The sequence below is a fragment of the Paenibacillus sp. FSL R10-2748 genome, from assembly GCF_038005565.1.
Taxonomy (GTDB): Bacteria; Bacillota; Bacilli; order Paenibacillales; family Paenibacillaceae; genus Paenibacillus; species Paenibacillus polymyxa_B.
The window spans coordinates 1-20,905 of sequence record NZ_JBBOTK010000003.1 but is presented as its reverse complement, the minus strand read 5'-3'; the positions used below and the strand labels follow the sequence as shown (position 1 = coordinate 20,905).

The window sequence follows — 20,905 nt, the reverse complement described above, 5'->3', positions numbered from 1 at the left end:
TATTCGGCGTTAGACAGAAAAAGCGGCAATTGCTGCCGCCTGTACGCTTCATCCCTTACTTACGTTTGGGAATTTGAATGACAATCTCATAGTGATCCTCATGATCAGATTCCTTGGTTTTGATATCCAAGCCTGAGCCAGACACCATATCAATGGATTGACGTATCGTATTCAGCGCAAGCCGGACATCCTTGGTAAAGGAAATCCGCTTCGATTTCTTATTGGTGGATACTTGTTTATAAAAGGCAACTCGTGCCTCTGTCTGCTTCACATTGAGTTCTTTGGCAATGACTTCATCTAAAACCTTGTACTGTAGTTCTTCGGTCTCTAATGACAATAATGCACGAGCATGACGCTCGGACACCTTCCGTTCCATTAGAGCCTCTTTCACTCTCTCCGGCAGATGAAGCAGCCGTATCTTGTTAGCAATAGTGGATTGGCTTTTACCAAGTCGTTGAGCGAGGCTTTCCTGGGTGAGCTGATGTAGATCAATCAGCTTTTGGTAAGCTACAGCCTCTTCAATCGCAGTTAACCCTTCCCGTTGAAGATTCTCAATCAACGCGATGGATGCAGCTTGTGAATCATTAAACTCACGAACAATGGCTGGAATAGTTTCCATACCCAGCTTGGTGACAGCTCTCCAACGACGTTCCCCTGCTATAATCTCATATTGTCCATTACGGAAACGAACGACAATCGGTTGAATTACACCATGCGTCTTAATGGTCTGGCATAGCTCATCAATCTTCTCGTCGTCAAATATGGTACGGGGCTGATAAGGACTGCTGACAATATCCCGAACTGGAATTTGTTTTATTTCGTCCCCAGTAGATCGCTCCGTCAAACCAAATAGCTTGGAAAATTGTTCTTTCATTCCGTATAATACCACCTAATTTCATAATAGCACCATACTAACAGCGCTTCGTGAAAAACAGTTCCTTACGCGGATCGTAGACCCTTTTATATGAAACAGCGCCGTAAGCGGGTACACTCCACGTACTCCCCTGACATTTGTTGTCCCACTCCCCTATATGTATATCTGAATTCATGGGTACAGGAGCAGTCAACTTACATTAAAACGATTATCTCTATTCTATCACTTTTCCAGCCATAATCCTATCGTCTCTACCAGCTTTTCGGAAGGATAAGAGAATAAATTATGCATCCTCTTTGATAACTATCAGCCATCTTCCTCCCCAAATGTAAACAAGAACGTATGTTAGCAAAGAGTCTTTTATGTAAAGAGTCTATCAGCCATAAAGAAAGTGAATGTTTCACGTGAAACATTCACTTTCTTTCAAACATTTACACTAACGGCGTCTTCAAAGGAGTACCCGGCTTACGTGGATATTTTCGTGGTGTCGCCGCTCTTTTTTCAATAATAATCATATGTCTAGCTGCATCTTCAACAGGTAGCTGGAAGGCCTGAACATGTTTGATTTTTCCCTTTAGCTCTTTCAAGCTGTAGGAAGCTTCCTTGATTTCCTCTGTAGGATCACTGCCCTTCATCGCGGCAAAGTGTCCTCCTTCACGGACAAACGGCAAACAAAATTCATTCAATACTGCGAGACGAGCAACAGCTCTGGCTGTCACTAGATCATAACTATCGCGGTATCCTGGTTTACGCCCCAATTCCTCTGCCCTGCTATGAATCAGTTCAACATTTTCCAGACCCAACTGTTCTACCACATGTGCCAAGAATTGTATACGTTTATTCAACGAGTCTACAATAGTCAACTGAATCTGCGGAAAGCATATTTTCAAAGGAATGCCCGGAAAACCTGCACCTGATCCAATATCAGCTAGGCTTTCCACATCTTTTAACGGTACATAAAAGGCCAGGGAAAGAGAATCATAAAAATGCTTGGTGTACACTGCATCACGCTCAGTAATACCCGTCAGGTTCATTTTTTCATTCCACTCAACCAGCACACGGTAATATGTTTCAAACTGCTCTAACTGACTGTCATTAATCACAATACTATGCTCTGCCAGCCGCTGCTTAAATTGCTGTTGTATCGCGTCCATTATGATCCCCTTGCTGCCGTTACGCGGTTATAATGCTCCAGATAAACCAGCAAAATGGAAATATCCGCAGGAGTTACACCCGAAATACGGGATGCTTGGCCAATCGACATCGGACGGATCTTTTCAAGTTTCTGCTTGGCTTCAATGGCCAGTCCTTGAACTTCACTGTATACAATATCCTCTGGGAGCTTCTTCTTCTCCATCTTTTGCAGACGCTCAACATGCATCAATTGCTTTTCAATGTAGCCCGCATACTTAATTTGGATTTCCACCTGCTCCTGTTCTTCCTCAGTTAGAGCTATAGGTGAAGGTGAGATTTGTGCTACTTGCGCATAACTGATCTCTGGTCGACGCAGCACCGTTAACAAATTACTGCCATCCTGTATTGGTGCAGATCCGCCTTGCTCCAGCATCTCATTTATATCAACCGGACGAACCTTCGCCAAGCGTAAACGTTCAATCTCTTGCTCTACCTTTTGCTTTTTATCCAAAAAGCGCTCGTATCGTTCATCCGTAATTAGGCCAATATCATGCCCGATCGGAGTCAATCGCAGGTCGGCGTTATCATGACGCAACAACAGACGGTATTCTGCACGCGACGTCAGCAAGCGATAAGGCTCATTCGTACCCTTCGTCACGAGATCGTCGATCAGAACCCCAATGTAGCCTTGCGAACGGTCCAATACGACAGGCTCTTTGCCCTGCACCTTGCGAGCTGCGTTAATCCCTGCCATAATCCCTTGACCTGCAGCTTCTTCGTAACCGGAAGTACCGTTAATCTGACCTGCTGTGAACAAGCCTGGGACTTTCTTCGTTTCCAAAGTAGGCCATAACTGCGTAGGTACCATTGCATCATATTCGATAGCATAGCCATTGCGCATCATCTCTACCTTTTCCATCCCCGGAATCGAACGCAGCACAGCTAATTGCACATCCTCTGGCAAGCTGGTGGACAAGCCCTGAACATAGTATTCAGATGTGTTTTTACCTTCAGGCTCCAAAAAGATTTGGTGCTTAGGCTTATCACTGAAACGTACCACCTTATCTTCAATAGATGGGCAATAACGTGGTCCCGTTCCTTCAATCAGACCAGAGAACATGGGTGCACGGTGCAAATTATCATTAATAATCTGATGCGTTTCTATTGAAGTATATGTCAGCCAGCAAGGAAGCTGTTCATTATCTGAAGACTTCGTTTCATAGGAAAAGAACTTCGGTTGATCATCACCCGGTTGTATTTCCGTTTTGCTAAAATCAATCGTGTCCTTATGCACACGTGGCGGCGTTCCTGTCTTAAATCGAACCAGATCAAAACCCAGCTCTCTCAAATGCTCAGACAATCTCAACGAAGGCTGTTGATTGTTCGGACCACTCTCATACATCAGCTCGCCCATAATGATTTTTCCGCGCAGATAAGTGCCTGTGGTCAGGACAACTGCTTTACTTCGATACTCTGTGCCCGTCTTCGTAATTACACCTACGCAATGACCGTCTTCCATAATCAGCTCTTCAACCATACCTTGGCGTAAGGTCAGATTCGGTTCCTTTTCCATCGTTTCCTTCATCGTATGCTGATAAGAGAACTTGTCTGCTTGTGCACGCAATGCATGAACCGCGGGACCTTTACCAGTATTCAACATTCTCATTTGGATAAACGTCTTATCGATATTCCGACCCATTTCGCCGCCCAGTGCATCAATTTCTCGCACCACATGCCCTTTTGCAGGACCGCCAATAGACGGGTTGCAGGGCATGAAAGCGACCATATCCAGGTTAATTGTGATCATCAACGTGCGACAGCCCATCCGTGCTGCTGCCAAGGCTGATTCTACGCCCGCATGGCCCGCGCCTACGACAATTACGTCATAGTCGCCTCCTTGGTAACCCATACCTTTCTTACCTCCTTATACATTCCGGTCTTCACGCCGAATATGCTCTTGTATATATAACGATAGTAGGCTTATATCAGCCATGCTTGAAAGTTCTATTTGCCCAGACAAAATTGTGAAAATATTTGATCTATTAGCGCATCATGCGCAGTATCGCCTACAATCTCACCCAAATGCTCCCATGCCAGCCTTACATCAATCTGGATCATGTCGATCGGAACAAATTGATCAGCGGCTTCATAGGCATCTACCAGCGATTGCCGCGCCTTCTTCAACAAAGCAATATGCCGTACGTTGCTGACATATGTCATATCCGCTGATTCCAGCTTGCCGCTAAAGAATAAATTCGATATAGCCTGCTCCAGTCGGTCCGCTCCCTCATTTTCCTTCACAGACATCGGTACGATAAGCTCTTCGGGAACATAACGCAGCAACAAATCCCGGTCTACTTGGGCCGGTAAGTCCATTTTATTCATAATGACAATCGCTTGTCTACCGCGGATTTGTTCCATTAATGCCATTTCATCCTCATGCAGTGGTTCGTTGGCGTTAATGACGATGAGCAGCAGATCCGCTTCACTAACCGCCGTTCTCGAACGTTCTACTCCGATCCGTTCCACTACGTCCATCGTTTCACGAATCCCGGCTGTATCCAGCAGCTTGAGCGGAATACTATTAATCGTCACATATTCCTCAATAACGTCACGGGTTGTACCCGGAATATCGGTCACAATTGCCCGCTCGCCCTGAGCCAATGTGTTCAGCAGTGATGATTTTCCCACATTTGGTCTTCCAACAATCGCTGTGGTCAGCCCTTCACGTAAAATCTTTCCCTGCTCCGCCGTATGCAACAGCCGATCAATTTCCGTCATGACCTGACTGCTTTTATCCTTGATTAAGTCAGATGTAAAAGATTCAACATCATGCTCAGGATAATCAATGTTCACTTCAATATGAGCAAGTGTCTCCACCAAAACATGACGCAAGCGACGAATATTCTGGGACAGTTGTCCATCCACCTGCTTCAAAGCCACCGAAAAAGCTTTATCTGATTTGGAGCGAATCAAGTCAATGACACCCTCCGCCTGACTCAGGTCAATACGACCATTCAAAAAAGCACGTTTCGTAAATTCACCTGGCTCAGCCAGACGTATATTTTGCAGCAATAGTAAATCCATCACCCGTTTGACGGCTACGACCCCGCCATGAGTGCTGATTTCTACGACATCTTCTGTCGTAAAAGAGCGTGGAGCCCGCATCACTGTAACTAAAACTTCCTCCACCTTTTCCTGGCTTTGAGGATCTATTATATGTCCATAATGTACCGTGTGAGTTGGAGCCTTGCTTAGAGGCGTTTTACTACGGAACAAAGCCTCCACTTCCGTGACCGCTTCTGGACCGCTGATCCGTACAACCGCAATGCCGCCCTCGCCGACAGCCGTTGCAATGGCAGCTATAGTATCGCTCAGCATAAAGTTTCTACCTCCTATCAAGTAGAAACGACATTGCCGTCCTTCATCAAGGACGGCAGCCGTTTCAGCGAGAAATATAAGAAAAAAAGCAATGGCTTCTGCATCTTGCAGAGAGCCATTGCGTCGGATTATTTTTTAGCAATGACGACGCGCCGATTGGGCTCGTCCCCCTTGCTGTATGTTCTAACCAGCGCATGCTGTTGGAGCTTGGCGTGAATCAGCTTCCGCTCCTGTGACGGCATTGGCTCCAGTACCACTTCCTTGCCATAACGAATAGCCTGGTTCGCCAACCGATCTGCCAAATCCTCCAGCGTTTTTTGCCGACGTGCACGAAATTGCTCGGCATCCAGCACAATTCGGATGAATTTGTCAGAATGACGGTTGGCAACGATATTCGTCAGGTACTGTAATGCATCCAATGTCTGTCCTCTGCGGCCGATCAACATACCGAGCGACGGACCGGAGATATCCAGTGTACTTTCATCCTTGCGGTGGCGGACATCAACTTTAACGTCCAATCCCATTCCTGCTGCTGTTTCACGGATGAAACGCACCGCCTCTTCATAAGGATCTATATGTCCCGAAGGTGCTCCCATGTTCATCTGTGCTTCCTGTGCAACAGGCCCAGTTTCTTCTGATAAAGCCTGTCCCACGCTAGAAGGTGCTTGAGCCGATACATGAGGTTCAGCCGCGTGTGTGGTTTCAGGAGACGGCTCAGAGAGCAGCGTAAGCTCCACCTTCGCCTTCTTGACCCCGAGCCACCCCAGGAATCCTTTTGACGGCTGTTCCAACACGCTTACGGTTACCCGTTCACGGCTTACTCCCAGCTGGGAGAGTCCTTGTCTTACAGCATCTTCAACGGTTTTTCCTGATGTCACGACTTTGGTCATCTCGACTTTTTAGCCCCCTTCGTGTTTTTGCCACTTTTTTTCTTACTATTGGAGGAACCTGTTTTCGCGAGACTGGCTGTTTTCACATTCGCCAGTGCTGCTTCTTTATCCTTATTCCGATAAAGGAAATAGTTTTGAATGATCGTGTAAATATTACTGTAGAACCAGTACAACGGCAAAGCGGATGGAAAGTTGTACGACATGAAAAGAATCAGCACTGGATAGACGTACAGCAAAAATTGCATTGGTCCCTGCTGCGGCGTCGGATTCATTTTCATCATCATCCAGGTTTGGACAAAAGTCGTAATCGCTGCCAAAATCGGCAGGATAAACAAGTGATCCGGTTTACCTAACTGGAGCCACAAGAAGTCATGATCCCGCAATGCCGAGTTATAATAAATGGCATTATAAAGCGCGATGAAAATTGGCATCTGTACTACCAAAGGAAGACAGCCAGCCATCGGGTTGACCTTATTTTCCTGGAACAACTTCATCGTCTCTTGCTGGACTTTTTCAGGCGTATCCTTGTACTTCGCTTGAATTTCTTTTAATTGCGGCTGAATGGCCTGCATAGCTTTGGAACTACGTACTTGCTTGAGTGTAAGCGGCAAAATAATGGTTCGCACGATAATCACCAGAATCAGTACGGCCAGGCCATACTCTCCAGAGAACCATTGGGCAAATGTATCTAACGCATACGAAAACCAGTAAACGACATATCTTTGCCAAAACGATCCATTGGCCAAGTCTGCCGTCGTGTAAGAATTGTGGGCCGTCTGAGCACATCCGGACAGCACAGCAACAAGTGCCAATAAGGCAATCAGGAGGAACCATTTTCCTCGTTGAGTCTTCAAACGCGACACTTCATAACCCCTTTCTTAACCAATCCATTCCAACGTAAATCATACCATATCCTGTAGGACAAAGATACTGACTATCGGCGTGAAGACTTGAGCAGCGAGGCTTTGCGTAGAACGTGCAGCACGCTTTTCTCCAGCTCTTGATACGACATTGTAACCGCACCCTTACGAACGATAAAAATCAGGTCAATCTGCTCCACCAATTCATGCTCATGATGGCGCACAATTTCCTTAACGATTCTGCGCATCCGGTTGCGAACTACTGCGTTGCCGATCTTCTTGCTGGCCGAAATTCCGACGCGGAACTGCTCTACCTCTCTGCGGCGGAACCAGTACACCACAAACTGATGGTTGGCAAAAGATTTGCCATGGCGGTATACGCGCCCAAAGTCCGCCCGGTTTCGTAGACGCAATTTTTTTTGCACGGCGCTTCTCCTTGCTCATCTCTTTTACACATGTCGGTAAGCTAACCTTTACCTTTTATATAGTAAGAAGTATGGACAACATTCCAACATGGTAATCTCGCTTATTTTATATCCGTTTTCAAAAGCTTCATCTAATATAGGACAGGATGCTGGACTTCTCCCTCTTCTTTCACTACATTTTTTACAACAATAAAAGAAGGAATCCGATCCCTGAATACCTCAATTATGAAAAAAAAGACCACCGTAGTGGTCTTTATGCACGCATTACGCACTCAATACTTTTCTACCTTTTTGGCGACGAGCTGCCAAAACTTTACGGCCATTCTTCGTGCTCATTCTTTTACGGAAGCCGTGAACTTTTTTACGTTTGCTGACATTCGGTCTGAAAGTCGGTCTCATTGTGCTGCACCTCCTTACAAGGAATACGTTTTATATGGAATATACCTAACGTAGCAATCTCCACAAAAAACACCTTTGTACATTTAACCACAAATAGCGGCCAAAGTCAATGTACTTGTGAATCCTCTCCCTCTTTTTCGCATTCAGGAAGCCTCCTCCCCTTCCTCCCGCTCACTCACTTCACTCTTTTATCCCCTTACTTCATAAAACTTCTTTCACCTCTCCCTCCATCATCAGCATTCTATTTGTAGTTTTCGCTCCTCCAAAAACGGTTTTTTTACATTTATTCATTCTGTAACTTGAATCCATCCTATTTTCAGATCGACGTTATCAGGTTCGTTCAAAAATAATGTCGGAAACGTTACCGGAAATTTTCAACAGAAAAATAAGCCTCTGTGACCAAAAGGCAACGGCTGTTATACACAGATCCACAAAAAGAACTGAATTGTGATTTAAATGGTCATAACCTGTGCATAACATTTTAGAGTAAAAAAGAGTTATTGTCGAAAACTGAACAAATTATAAACAATATCTTGTGTTGTGAATAAAAATTGTACACAACAGATTGAATTTGTGGATAAATAACCACCAGTCATTGAAATACAAGGCTTCTTTTGCTATGATGATATTACTTTTGAATGTGAATATGTTGTTTTACCCTCCATATTATCAACACCCTGTGGATAAAGTTGTGAACAAGTTCAATTTATCCATCTTTTTATTTTTGTGCGGATTCGGGATTCTGGGGATATATTCTACATTTTTCATTTGATTTCGACATATTGCAGTCCCGTTTTGGCCTGCGGGATCAAGAGAACGGATCGTGCCGCACATTCCCTCCTGAGAAATATCGCCTTTCTTCTGCTGATCAGCAGCGGAATTTCCATTAGCTATTTTTCAGGGTCATTTTGTGCTGCGTTCTCTCACCACACTGCCGCATGATTTAGGCGGCGGTATGTCTTTTTATGGCCTTCAACAACATTTTTGGGATTTAGGCGTTTTGCCGAAGCGCCGAGAGCAGCTCTCTGCAGCTTAATTCGGTAAAATGTCAGGATTTAAAAGGAGTGACGTCTGTGGACAGCCATACCTCTGAACTATGGCAGCAAATTCTATCCATCATACAAACCAAGCTGAGTAAGCCGAGTTACGACACTTGGTTTAAGGCTACCAAGGCAGCGAAACTAAATGACCACTCCATTGTGATTTCTGCACCGACAACTTTTGCCGTGGAATGGCTTGAAAGCCGCTATACCAAGCTAGTCGGAGCAACGGTTTATGAAATTTTGGGCAAACAACTAGAGGTCAAGTTCGTTATTGAAGAGAACAAGCCCGCCGAGGTCGACCTTCAGCAACAACCTCAGCAGCAGCCGGTCGTTCATGAAGAAGCTGTGTCCCATATGCTGAATCCCAAATATACATTCGATACATTCGTCATCGGATCGGGGAACCGTTTTGCCCATGCGGCATCGCTGGCCGTCGCCGAGGCGCCGGCAAAAGCTTACAATCCGCTGTTTTTATACGGTGGTGTGGGGCTGGGGAAAACGCATCTGATGCACGCTATCGGACACTATATTTTGGAGCACAATCCGACCAGCAAGGTCGTTTATTTATCGTCGGAGAAGTTTACGAATGAATTCATTAATGCCATCCGGGACAACCGCGGGGAAAGTTTCCGGAATAAATATCGCAACATTGATATTTTGCTCATTGATGATATTCAATTCATTGCGGGCAAGGAATCGACGCAGGAGGAATTTTTCCACACGTTCAACGCCCTTCATGAGGAACGCAAGCAGATTATAATCTCAAGCGATCGGCCGCCTAAAGAAATTCCAACGCTGGAAGAACGGCTGCGCTCTCGCTTCGAGTGGGGACTTATTACGGATATTCAACCGCCGGATCTGGAGACGAGAATTGCTATTCTTCGGAAAAAGGCGCGGGCGGAAAACCTGGATATTCCTAATGAGGCCATGATGTATATCGCTAATCAAATTGATACAAACATCCGTGAGCTGGAAGGGGCGCTTATTCGCGTTGTCGCTTATTCCTCCTTAACCAATCAGGATGTCACAAGTCATCTCGCGGCTGAGGCGTTGAAAGATATTATCCCGTCCAGTCGTCCAAAAATGATCACGATTCAGGATATACAGCATCAAGTCGGGGAATTTTACAATCTACGGCTGGAGGATTTTAAAGCGCGTAAGCGGACGAAGGCTGTAGCTTTTCCACGACAGATTGCCATGTACCTGTCTCGTGAGCTAACCGACTATTCTTTGCCAAAAATCGGCGAAGCCTTCGGTGGGCGTGATCATACGACTGTCATTCATGCGCACGAAAAAATCTCCAAATCCATTCAAGTGGATCAGGATCTGTTTAAAGTTATCAACAGCCTAATAGAAAAAATCAAAAATCCAACCTGAATAAGTTCAGAGCCTATACACAATTTATACACATGTGGATAGGCTTGATTTTATTAGGGTTACAGTGACTTATCCACATATTCAGTGCGCCTATTACTATTACTATTATATTTTAAAGATATACATCACCTAAATAAGGCCCGCGTCAACGCGTGCTTGAAGGATTAAAACCCGTAGGAGGAACTTATGAAGATCAGCATTCTGAAAAACGTTTTGAACGAGGCTATACAACATGTATCCAAAGCGATATCAAGTCGGACTACGATTCCAATTCTGAGTGGTATTAAGCTGGATGTGAATCACCAGGGAGTAACGCTGACCGCCAGCGATACAGACATCTCCATTCAATCCTTTATTCCGATGGAGGATGGTGACCAAACTGTTGTTCAGGTCGAACAACCCGGCAGTGTTGTGCTGCCTGCCAAATTCTTTGTCGAAATTATCAAAAAGTTGCCGTCGCAGGAGATCCATATGGAGGTAAAAGACCAATTCCAAACCTTTATCTCGTCCGGCGCAACTGAAATTCAGATTGTTGGCTTGGACCCTGAAGAATTCCCGGTGCTTCCCAACATTGAAGAAAATCAAGTCATCTCTGTACCAGGAGATTTACTTAAAAATATGATTAAACAGACGGTATTCTCCATCTCCACCCACGAAACGACACCGATTTTAACTGGCGTGTTGTGGAATCTGGCTGAGGGTGAATTGAAGTTTGTGGCAACGGACCGCCACCGCCTTGCCACCCGTAGCGCCCATTTGGAGACGTCTGAAGGCTTGCGTTTTAGCAATGTTGTCATTGCGGGCAAAACGCTGAATGAGCTGAGCAGAATTATTCCAGATCAAAATATGCTTGTGGATATCGTAGTAGCGGACAATCAGGTATTATTCAAAGTAGATCGGGTGCTATTTTATTCCCGCATCTTGGACGGCACCTATCCTGATACTTCTAGAATTATTCCGACCTCCTACAAAACAGAACTGATTGTGGATACAAAAAGTTTAAGTGAGTCAATTGACCGTGCTTATTTGCTGTCCCGTGAGGAAAAAACGAATATTGTAAAAATGCAGTCGCTGGAAAATGGCGGTTTGGAGATTTCCTCTAGTTCCTCTGAGCTTGGCAAAGTGCGTGAGGAAGTAACTGTGTCCAAATTTGAGGGAGAGCCGCTCAAAATTTCGTTCAACTCTAAATACATGCTCGACGTGCTGAAGGTGATTGACAGCGAGCAACTGACGATTGCTTTTACCGGCATTATGAGCCCCATTATTTTAAAACCGGCTGATTCCAGCAATGCGCTGTATATCATCCTGCCATATCGCACAACCAACTGACGTTTAGCGTTAACCCACCCGAGGACAAGCGAAAGGATGAACAAGCCTTGAAACAGATATCTATACAAACCGAATACATTAAGCTCGATCAATTTTTAAAATTAGCCGATTGTGTATCCACAGGAGGCATGGCTAAAGCCCTGCTGCAAGAAGGACAAGTCCGTGTGAATGGTGAACCGGAAGAACGTCGTGGAAGAAAACTGTACCCGGGTGATACCGTAGAAGTAGAGGACAACGGAAGTTTCGAAGTTACAGCAGGAGCATGATCGCCTGGGTGGCAAGGACTCCTTTTAGGTACGGAGTAACAAGGGGGACCCTATGTGTTTGTGAACAACATTGTTTTGCAGCAGTACCGGAACTATGAACAGCTGGAGCTGAATGAATTTGGGCCCGTTAATTTGCTGATCGGACAAAATGCGCAGGGCAAAACGAATCTGGTAGAGGCGATTTTTGTACTGGCTTTAACCAAAAGTCATCGAACGTCCCGCGACAAGGAGTTAATCTCTTTCGGGGCTACTTCCACTCACCTAGCTGCGGATGTGGATAAAAAATACGGGAAAATCAGACTGGATCTCGCGTTATCCACACAAGGCAAAAAAGCAAAGATCAACGGACTGGAGCAGCGAAAACTGAGCGATTTTATCGGTTCGTTAAATGTGGTCATGTTTGCACCTGAGGATCTGGAAATTGTGAAAGGGACACCGGGGGTTCGCCGCCGGTTTCTTGACATGGAAATCGGACAGGTTGCGCCAGGATATCTGTATCATTTGCAGCAATATCAGAAAGTATTGGTTCAGCGAAACAACTTGCTCAAGCAAGCTTGGGGTAAGGATATGGCGTCAGTGCAGCTGATGCTGGAGGTATGGAATGAGCAACTTGTTGAGCATGGTGTTAAAATTGTTAAAAAGCGGAAACAATTTATAACAAAGCTACAAAAGTGGGCTCAGGCCATTCATGAAGGGATCGCAGGTGGGACAGAAGAGTTAAAATTAACCTATGTTCCCTCCTTCAGTGAGCCAGAGGAAGAAGATGAAGCTGTCTTATTGGAGCGATTTATGATAAAGTTATCCCAAATGAGGGAACAGGAAATCCGCCGTGGCATGACTTTGGCGGGACCCCATCGTGACGATTTGGCCTTTGCCATTAACGGCAGAGAAGTGCATACGTATGGCTCTCAGGGGCAGCAGCGGACGACGGCCCTGTCCTTGAAGCTGGCCGAAATAGAGTTAATTCATGAGGAAATTGGTGAATATCCTGTCTTGCTGTTGGATGATGTTTTGTCCGAGCTGGACCCCTATCGTCAGACCCAGCTGATCGAGACTTTCCAAAGCAAGGTACAGACCTTTATCACGGCAACCGGGGTTGAGACTTTGAACGCAGAACGACTCAAGGATTCCAATATTTACCACGTCCACGACGGGCATGTGGAACACTAAGGAGTGAGTGACCGCTATGTATATTCATCTGGGTGGAGAAAAAATCATCCGCTCGTCAGAGCTTGTGGCTATTTTCGATATCTCGATTGAAAAATCCTCTAAAATCTCCAAGCAATATGTGAACCACGCCCAACAGCAAAAGCATGTCGAGATGATTGGCGAAGAGGAAGCCAAGTCCATCGTAGTGACTCAGAATACGGTGTATTATTCCCCCATCTCCTCAACAACACTCAAAAAGCGGGCAAACCAGTTTGTTGCCAATGCTTAACCATAGAATCTATAGAAGTAGGTGAAAGGCATGTCTATGAATCAACCGTCTTATGATGCGGGCGAGATTCAGGTCCTCGAGGGCCTGGAAGCGGTTCGGAAACGTCCCGGGATGTATATTGGCTCCACGAGCGCCAAAGGTCTCCATCATCTGGTCTGGGAAGTTGTGGACAACAGCATTGACGAAGCGCTGGCGGGTTATTGTGACAGCATTCAAGTTGTGGTTCACGAAGATAACAGCGTTACCGTTACAGATAACGGACGCGGTATTCCGGTAAGCGAACACGCCAAAATGAAAAAATCTGCGCTGGAAGTCGTTATGACTGTACTTCACGCAGGTGGTAAATTCGGAGGCGGAGGGTACAAGGTATCCGGTGGTCTGCACGGGGTTGGTGTATCGGTAGTGAACGCTCTCTCCAGCAAAATGATCGTTCATGTTAAACGGGACGGACATCTGTATGAGCAGGAATACCACCGTGGTGCTCCGCAGTATGATGTCAGAGTCATCGGTGATACAGATGAGACGGGTACCCAAACGACCTTCTATCCGGACGATCAAATCTTTACAGAAACGACTGTATACGATTATGATACGCTCCAAACGCGGATTCGTGAGTTGGCTTTCCTGAACAAAGGCATTGCAATCAGCTTGACTGATGAACGGACGGGCGCCAGCGATACATTCCATTACGAGGGCGGAATCAGTGAATATGTGCAATTCTTGAATCAAAAAAGAGAAGCGTTACATGAACAGCCGATTTATGTCGAAGGCTCGCGTGATATGATTCAAGTCGAAGTTGCTTTGCAATATAACGACAGCTATACCGAGAATATTTATTCTTTTGCTAACAACATCAATACCCATGAGGGCGGAACTCACGAATCAGGCTTCAAGAGTGCATTAACCCGGATTATTAACGATTATGCACGTAAAAATGGCTTGATTAAGGACAACAATGCCAACTTGACCGGTGATGATGTGCGTGAAGGATTGACGGCGATTATCTCCGTCAAAATTCCAGAACCACAGTTTGAGGGTCAGACCAAGACAAAGCTGGGGAACAGTGAGGTGCGAGGGATTGTCGAATCCCTATTCGCAGAGAAACTCCAGGAATTCCTAGAGGAAAATCCGTCTGTTTCCCGCCGTGTGGTTGATAAATCATTACAAGCAGCACGTGCCCGGGAAGCAGCGCGTAAAGCGCGTGAGCTTACACGTCGTAAAAGTGCGCTGGAAATCAGTTCGCTCCCAGGCAAGCTGGCAGATTGCTCCTCTAAGGATGCTTCGATTAGTGAACTGTACATCGTCGAAGGTGACTCAGCAGGGGGTTCGGCCAAGCAGGGTCGTGATCGTCACTTTCAAGCTATTTTGCCGATTCGCGGTAAAATCCTGAATGTCGAAAAGGCACGCTTGGACCGTATTTTGTCCAGTGATGAAATCCGGTCGATGGTAACAGCAATGGGCACAGGGATCGGAGACGACTTTGACATCGCCAAAGCCCGTTATCACAAGGTCATTATCATGACAGATGCGGATGTCGATGGTGCCCATATTCGTACGTTGTTGCTGACGTTCTTCTATCGGTACATGCGTAAAATCATTGATGCAGGCTATATTTATATTGCTCAGCCACCACTATTCAAAGTAGAGCGTAACAAAGTTGTACGTTATGCGAACTCCGAGGCGGAACGTGATGAGATCATCAGGGAATTTGGAGAAAACGCGAAGTACAATGTACAGCGCTATAAAGGTTTGGGTGAGATGAATGCGACCCAACTTTGGGAAACTACGATGGACCCTGAGAGTCGTACCATGCTTCAGGTAACTGTCAGTGACGCGATGCTGGCTGATACACTGTTCAATACCTTGATGGGTGATAATGTAGAACCTCGTCGTGACTTTATCCAAGAACATGCGAAGTACGTGAAAAATCTCGATTTTTAATGTGTGATGTTCTTTCCTAGTGGCTGTATTACGTGCTCATTAGGTAGTATTTTGTAGGAGTTCACAAGGGGCGCCCAAATGGGCGTCCCTTTTCTTGTCATTAACCAGCCCGGGTGTATTTGAATATTTAATCTCATTGTTTTAGGCTTTTTTCTTAGAGCGTACGGCTTTACCCGTGGATGGAGAGTACCGTCCGTAGCCTACTGCATATCTGAATATTTTATGATAGAGGCTTTTGTTTGGAAGGGAAGAGAATACCTTGATTGCTGGTCTCGTGTTAACCTCCAGAATCCACGGATAATTTTGCTGATCCAGTCCCACATCTAATCCTATTTCCCTTAAACGTGGGTATCTTTTTTGCAACTGCCAGGCTACCCGTTCGCCCATTTTTGATAATTTTTGCTCCAGTCGTACAGATTCCTTTACATCCATGTATGGAGCGACCAGCTCATTGAAAAAGCGCGTTGTCCCACCGCTGTGATGATTGGTGACGACTTTGTCAGGAGCAGCTACGCGTCCTACAATAAGCGTTGTTTCCCATTGGTGTCTTAAGTTCATCTGGGTTAATACCCTCAGATCGAAAGGGCGTGCTTCATGCTGAAGAAGTGGAATTCCACGCTGGATCAGATATGGACGTTTTCGTATGCGGGAAGAAACCACTCTATGCAGATCTTCTAGACTTTCGAAGGTGAAGGTATCTACTTCATAGCGAAGCACATACCAAGTTCTCTCTTCGATGATTCCTTCTTCTGTCGGCGGAAGCGGTTCTGTCAGCCTCTCTGCCCGCATAACCCCTTTTCCATAAGTACCGTTATCAGGCTTAATATAGACAGTACCATACACGGCCAACATTTCGTTCAAGTGATCAAACGTGTACAACCGTGTTTCCGGTACATAAGCGGCCAATGTCGGATTGGGGAGAATGGCATTTGTTTTGGTCCACTTACTGGATACTCGCTGAATAGACAAGTAATCTCATCCCTTTCTTTTCGAAATATGAGTCATGTACTTGGAATCCGCAACACTTTGACAAAACAAGGGAAACTAAAGGACAAGTGCGTAAAACAATGATATAATAGAGAAATACGGCGTTTTTCGGAATTTTGCTAAGTGAACCCTGACCGTATACGTATTGTATGTGGAAAAGGCCCTTAGGGTGGGGGCTAATCCCCAGCTCTGGGGAATTTGTTATAATCAGGGCTTGTGAGTTGTACAAGAGAATAGCGATCTGCTACAGGCAGAGAGAGAATGACGAGGGATTTACGCTGTAAAGAGGACAGATGTGTTTAATTGTGCTCTTTTTGTGAAAGTAATATAATTATACAGATGAGGATTTCAGCCAAAATCCTGCGCAGAGAGCGGAGTGTATAGGCAGTATCTTGTTAGGCTTTTCACATAGAGAGCATTGTATTGAAGGATAAGAAGGAGGACCAGCATGGCGGATCAAAATAACTCGCAAATCATCAATAGGGATATCGGAGTGGAAATGCGCGAATCCTTTATGGATTATGCCATGAGTATTATTGTTAGCCGTGCCTTGCCTGATGTGCGGGACGGACTGAAGCCGGTACACCGTCGTATTTTGTACGCGATGTCCGAGCTGGGCATGTCGCCAGATAAGCCTTACAAAAAATCGGCAAGAATCGTCGGCGAAGTTATCGGTAAATATCACCCTCATGGTGATACGGCTGTATATGATACGATGGTGCGGATGGCGCAGGATTTTTCTTTGCGTTATATGTTGGTGGATGGACACGGTAACTTTGGCTCCGTGGATGGAGATATGGCGGCTGCGATGCGTTACACCGAAGCACGGTTGTCCAAGATTGCCATGGAAATGCTACGTGATTTGAACAAAGAGACCGTTGATTTTATGCCGAACTACGATGGTGAAGAGAGCGAGCCCGTCGTATTACCTGCACGTTATCCTAACTTGCTGGTGAATGGTGTCGGCGGAATTGCAGTCGGAATGGCTACCAATATTCCTCCGCATAACTTGGGAGAGGTTATCGATGGTGTACAAGCACTGATCGAAAACCCCGACATTACGCCAATGGAACTTATGGATTATATTCAAGGGCCCGATTTCCCGACAGCAGGTTATATTTTAGGACGCTCTGGTATCCGTCAGGCGTACCAGACTGGCCGCGGATCTGTGACCATGCGTGCGAAGACCACCATAGAAGAGATTGGCAATAAAGCACGGATTATCGTGCATGAGCTGCCTTACCAAGTGAATAAGGCTCGTCTGGTTGAGAAAATTGCCGAATTAGTACGTGACAAACGTATTGAAGGCATTACGGATCTTCGGGATGAATCGGACCGTACGGGTATGCGTGTCGTTATCGAGTTGCGTAGGGACGTGAACCCGAACGTCGTTCTGAATAATTTGTTTAAACATACGGCTATGCAGTCGAATTTCGGTATTAATATGCTTGCCATTGTAAACAACGAACCGAAGATTTTGAACCTGAAGGATGTCTTGTATCATTATCTCAAACATCAGGTCGAGGTTATTCGTCGCCGGACAGAATTTGATCTGAAAAAAGCCGAAGCTAGAGCACACATTCTGGAAGGCTTGCGCATTGCCCTTGACCATCTGGACGAAGTTATTGCTTTGATTCGTTCTTCCCAAACTGCGGAAGCAGCTCGTGAAGGACTGATTGAGCGTTTCTCGCTCACTCTTGAGCAGTCTCAGGCTATTCTCGATATGCGTCTGCAACGCTTAACCGGTTTGGAACGTGAGAAGATCGAGAACGAATATAACGAGCTAATACAAAAGATTGCGGAATACCGTGAGATTTTGGCGAACGAGCATCTGGTACTCAACATCATTAGCGAAGAGCTGAATGAACTTAAGGAACGCTTCGCTGATGACCGTCGCACTGAAATTACAGTGGGTGAAGAGAGTATTCTGGATGAGGATCTCATTCCGCGTGAAGATGTTATTATTACTGTAACCCATACGGGATATATCAAACGCCTTCCTGTTACTACCTATCGCAGTCAAAAACGCGGTGGTCGTGGTGTAGTGGGTATGGATACCAAAGATGAGGATTTCGTAGAGCATCTGTTCATTACGAATTCACATCATCATTTGTTATTCTTTACCGACAAGGGCAAGGTATATCGGATTAAGGCCTATGAGATTCCTGACCTTAGCCGGACAGCCCGGGGAACACCGATTATTAACCTGATTCAGATTGAACAGGGTGAGTCGATCAATGCGGTAATTCCAATCGAGGAATTTGTGGAGGATAGCTATCTATTCTTTGCGACCCAGCATGGAATCATAAAGAAGACACCACTTGACGACTATGCAAATATCCGCAAAGGTGGCTTGATTGCCATTAACTTGCGTGAAGATGACGCCCTGATCGAAGTGAAGCTGACGGACGGACAACAGGAAATGATTATTGGTACAGCACAAGGCATGTCTATCCGTTTCCCTGAAAGTGATGTACGGTCTATGGGCCGTAGCGCTACAGGGGTTAAAGGGATCAACCTTGATGAGAGTGATGCTGTAATTGGTATGGACATCGTGGATACCAGCCTGGATATCCTGATTGTAACGGCCAAAGGTTATGGCAAGCGTACCCCTGTTGTGGATTATCGTATCCAAAGCCGTGGAGGTAAGGGGATCAAGACGATTAATGTTACGGATAAAAATGGTCCGGTTGTCGGTCTCAAGGTTGTAAAAACCGAAGAGGATCTGATGATCATTACAGCTAGTGGCACCTTGATTCGGACTAGCATGGGGGAAATCTCCACGATGGGTCGGAATACACAAGGGGTAAGGCTGATTAATATTCGCGATGATGATTCGGTTGCAACTGTTTGTCGAGCGAACAAGAATGAGGAGCAGGATGAACTGCTTGAAGAATTATTAGAGGGTGGGGAAGCTGGAGAGGGCTCATCTCTATCATCTGTTGAACCATCTCTCGAAACGAATACAGAAGGTGCGGAAGGTAACGACCCAGAATCTTCTGGGGGCGAATAAGAGCCTGAATATGGAAACAACAGTAGTTATTAAATTTCAGATGGAACAGACTCTCTGACTATTTGGTCGGGGAGTCTTTTTCTTTTTCTGGCTAACGAATTCAGACAAGTATGCTTTAAATGGCATAAAATGAATGTACAGGATCATTCCCAAGTAATATAATGACATCATAACTGGCAGCTGGAGCAGCTGTTGTGAGAACAGAGAGGTTGACCATGACAACTGTACCCGTATCCGAATTAAAAGCAGGACTTAGATTGCAAAGCGATGTATTTACAGAAATGGGCAGCTTGCTGCTACCGAAAGGGCGCATTCTGCTACCGCGTGACTTGGAGATTTTACAGGCGTTCCTGATCCAGCAAGTTGAGGTAGGGACGGATGATCTTACAAAATCCAGTAGCGAGTCTACGACTGTTCGATCTGGAACATCTGAATCGCAAGGACCTTCGTTAGATGGACGAGATGAATCTGAACAATTTCAGGATGAGTATGACAAAATGGTGATGCTCGTTAAGAATGCATTTCAATCGGTGCTCGTCTCTAATTTATCTATATATGAACTGCGAGGACAATTGGAGTCCTTACTGGTGCACATTCAGCGCTATAATGTAATGACCTATACTCCGCCCGCCATGATCGAAGTGGACTATATTTTTCACAACGCCGTGCTAACCTCCCTTACTTCCTATTCCATTGCACAATGGATCGGATTACCTCAAAAGGATTGGATGCAAGTGGCTTTTGCTGGATTGCTTCATGACATAGGGAACGCTAAAATGGACCCGGTCATTCTGTATAAGCCCTCCAAACTAACGTGGGAAGAGCAAGAAGAAATACGTCGCCATACATCACTAGGATACCAGTTGCTTAAAAATGTGAAAGCTATTAACGAAGGTGTGCGTTTGGCAGCTCTTCAGCATCATGAGAAAGTGGACGGTACTGGATATCCACTGCGTCTTAAAGGGGAACAAATCCACATCTACGCTAAAATCGTTGGAGTGGCTGATGTATTCCATGCTATGACTCTAGAGAAAACATACCGACCTGCCCAATCACCGTATCTGGTTCTAGAGCAAATCAAGTCAGAATCATTTGGAAAGCTGGACCCAAGTGTCGTACAAGTTTTTATTCATAAGTTAACCCAATTCAATAATGGAACCAAGGTGCGCCTCAATGATAACCGTACAGGGGAAATTATTTTCGCTGATCGAGATCATCCGACTCGGCCGTTGATTCAAGTAGATGGGGAAATCATTAACTTAATGCTGCAAAGAGAGCTTTATATCGAGTGTATTGTTACTTAACTAAGTATTTTTAAAATAACAGTTGCACAATATAAAGAAAGTATGATATATTATTTCTTGTCGCTTCAAGTGTTATCAAGAAGAGCGAAAAACACTTTTGAAAAAAGTGTTGACATAACTCTAGAAAATATGATACACTATAAAAGTTGCCGAGGGGTTGAAAGAAACGCCGATGCGGACATTGAATGTTTGATCTTTGAAAACTGAACAACGAGTGAGTAAAACGATTTTGCTTGCAAAATCA

The 20,905-nt window shown here is 45.3% G+C and carries 17 protein-coding genes; 8 read left to right on the top strand and 9 right to left on the bottom strand.

From position 1 onward, the window contains the following. Positions 1–55: 55 nt before the first annotated feature. The 8 genes from noc to rpmH all read right to left on the bottom strand — a co-directional run bounded on the left by noc (position 56) and on the right by rpmH (position 7,963). Positions 56–874, bottom strand: coding sequence for a nucleoid occlusion protein (noc, locus tag NSS66_RS09955; protein ID WP_013312811.1), 819 nt, complete (start codon positions 872–874; stop codon positions 56–58). 431 nt (positions 875–1,305) lie between these two features. Further along, the gene (rsmG, locus tag NSS66_RS09950; protein WP_028540983.1) at positions 1,306–2,028 is read right to left on the bottom strand and encodes a 16S rRNA (guanine(527)-N(7))-methyltransferase RsmG; all 723 of its coding nucleotides are present in this window, start codon (positions 2,026–2,028) and stop codon (positions 1,306–1,308) included. Continuing rightward, the gene (mnmG, locus tag NSS66_RS09945; protein ID WP_028540984.1) at positions 2,028–3,917 is read right to left on the bottom strand and encodes a tRNA uridine-5-carboxymethylaminomethyl(34) synthesis enzyme MnmG; all 1,890 of its coding nucleotides are present in this window, start codon (positions 3,915–3,917) and stop codon (positions 2,028–2,030) included. Before mnmG ends, rsmG begins: the two co-directional genes overlap by 1 nt. Positions 3,918–4,012: 95 nt before the next feature. Beyond that, complete coding sequence (gene mnmE, locus NSS66_RS09940; RefSeq protein WP_013312814.1) at positions 4,013–5,389, bottom strand: tRNA uridine-5-carboxymethylaminomethyl(34) synthesis GTPase MnmE; 1,377 nt, start codon at positions 5,387–5,389, stop codon at positions 4,013–4,015. A 128-nt stretch (positions 5,390–5,517) separates the two neighbouring features. Further along, positions 5,518–6,279 (bottom strand): RNA-binding cell elongation regulator Jag/EloR, encoded by a 762-nt coding sequence (gene jag, locus NSS66_RS09935; protein ID WP_028540985.1) that lies wholly within the window; start codon positions 6,277–6,279, stop codon positions 5,518–5,520. Continuing rightward, on the bottom strand, positions 6,276–7,142 hold the full coding sequence (locus NSS66_RS09930) for a YidC/Oxa1 family membrane protein insertase (RefSeq protein WP_023991157.1): 867 nt from the start codon (positions 7,140–7,142) through the stop codon (positions 6,276–6,278). Before NSS66_RS09930 ends, jag begins: the two co-directional genes overlap by 4 nt. Before the next feature lie 71 nt (positions 7,143–7,213). Further along, entirely contained in the window at positions 7,214–7,564 is a 351-nt protein-coding gene (gene rnpA / locus NSS66_RS09925; protein ID WP_013312817.1) for a ribonuclease P protein component, read from the bottom strand. A gap of 264 nt (positions 7,565–7,828) precedes the next feature. Then, complete coding sequence (rpmH, locus tag NSS66_RS09920) at positions 7,829–7,963, bottom strand: 50S ribosomal protein L34 (protein WP_007433250.1); 135 nt, start codon at positions 7,961–7,963, stop codon at positions 7,829–7,831. A gap of 1,073 nt (positions 7,964–9,036) precedes the next feature. Between rpmH and dnaA the strand changes: the two genes are divergently transcribed. From dnaA to gyrB, 6 genes are all read left to right on the top strand, one after another. Next, positions 9,037–10,383 (top strand): chromosomal replication initiator protein DnaA, encoded by a 1,347-nt coding sequence (dnaA, locus tag NSS66_RS09915; protein ID WP_023986414.1) that lies wholly within the window; start codon positions 9,037–9,039, stop codon positions 10,381–10,383. 186 nt (positions 10,384–10,569) lie between these two features. Then, entirely contained in the window at positions 10,570–11,712 is a 1,143-nt protein-coding gene (dnaN, locus tag NSS66_RS09910) for a DNA polymerase III subunit beta (RefSeq protein WP_023986415.1), read from the top strand. Positions 11,713–11,759: 47 nt separating this feature from the next. Then, entirely contained in the window at positions 11,760–11,978 is a 219-nt protein-coding gene (gene yaaA / locus NSS66_RS09905) for a S4 domain-containing protein YaaA (protein WP_023986416.1), read from the top strand. A 54-nt stretch (positions 11,979–12,032) separates the two neighbouring features. Further along, positions 12,033–13,148, top strand: coding sequence for a DNA replication/repair protein RecF (gene recF / locus NSS66_RS09900; protein WP_340958866.1), 1,116 nt, complete (start codon positions 12,033–12,035; stop codon positions 13,146–13,148). Positions 13,149–13,164: 16 nt separating this feature from the next. Further along, positions 13,165–13,416: an extracellular matrix regulator RemB gene (gene remB / locus NSS66_RS09895; RefSeq protein WP_007433255.1), complete on the top strand. Its 252-nt coding sequence runs from the start codon at positions 13,165–13,167 to the stop codon at positions 13,414–13,416. 30 nt (positions 13,417–13,446) lie between these two features. Then, positions 13,447–15,357, top strand: coding sequence for a DNA topoisomerase (ATP-hydrolyzing) subunit B (gene gyrB, locus NSS66_RS09890; protein ID WP_013308100.1), 1,911 nt, complete (start codon positions 13,447–13,449; stop codon positions 15,355–15,357). A gap of 141 nt (positions 15,358–15,498) precedes the next feature. Here the strand turns inward: gyrB and NSS66_RS09885 are convergent, their stop codons facing one another. Further along, a complete protein-coding gene (locus NSS66_RS09885) occupies positions 15,499–16,326 on the bottom strand; it encodes a YheC/YheD family protein (RefSeq protein ID WP_025720769.1) in 828 nt (275 codons plus the stop codon). A 466-nt stretch (positions 16,327–16,792) separates the two neighbouring features. Here NSS66_RS09885 and gyrA point away from each other — a divergent pair, with 466 nt between their 5' ends. Then, positions 16,793–19,357, top strand: a complete 2,565-nt coding sequence (gyrA, locus tag NSS66_RS09880) for a DNA gyrase subunit A (RefSeq protein ID WP_340958865.1) — start codon at positions 16,793–16,795, stop codon at positions 19,355–19,357. A gap of 215 nt (positions 19,358–19,572) precedes the next feature. Next, the gene (locus NSS66_RS09875) at positions 19,573–20,661 is read left to right on the top strand and encodes an HD-GYP domain-containing protein (protein WP_028540988.1); all 1,089 of its coding nucleotides are present in this window, start codon (positions 19,573–19,575) and stop codon (positions 20,659–20,661) included. Positions 20,662–20,905: the final 244 nt, after the last annotated feature.